The sequence below is a fragment of the Pseudomonas sp. C11 genome, from assembly GCF_034683865.1.
Taxonomy (GTDB): Bacteria; Pseudomonadota; Gammaproteobacteria; order Pseudomonadales; family Pseudomonadaceae; genus Aquipseudomonas.
In genome coordinates, this window is sequence record NZ_JAWIIP010000047.1 from 1 (window position 1) to 287 (window position 287).

General features: G+C 63.1%; 1 protein-coding gene. It reads right to left on the minus strand.

Going from position 1 to position 287, the window contains the following annotated elements; all coding sequences use genetic code 11:
- Positions 1-287, minus strand: a 287-nt coding sequence (locus tag VC352_RS24870) for a replication protein P (RefSeq protein ID WP_322982161.1), incomplete at both ends; no start/stop codon positions are given.

Below are 287 nucleotides of genomic sequence, written 5' to 3' on the forward strand. Positions count from 1 at the left end.
GTCTCTTCCGGAATGCTGCTGCAGCGCAGGTTGAACCAGCCGACCGCATCGCCAGCCAGGCGCACGGCCTCATAGCTCCAGTTGTGCCGGCCAGGGTTCGCGCAGTGGCGCACAACCTCGCGCCAGGCGATATCGTCAGCGGGAAACCCAAGATCCTCGGCGGTCGGCGTGCACAGCTTCACGAACTTGACAACGCTGGGCGCGAAGTCGGTTTCGAGCTGGCGGCAGGCCTCTATGCCGTACCGCAGTTGGTAGATGGTGTTGATCCCCGAGCGCATGAAACCTTT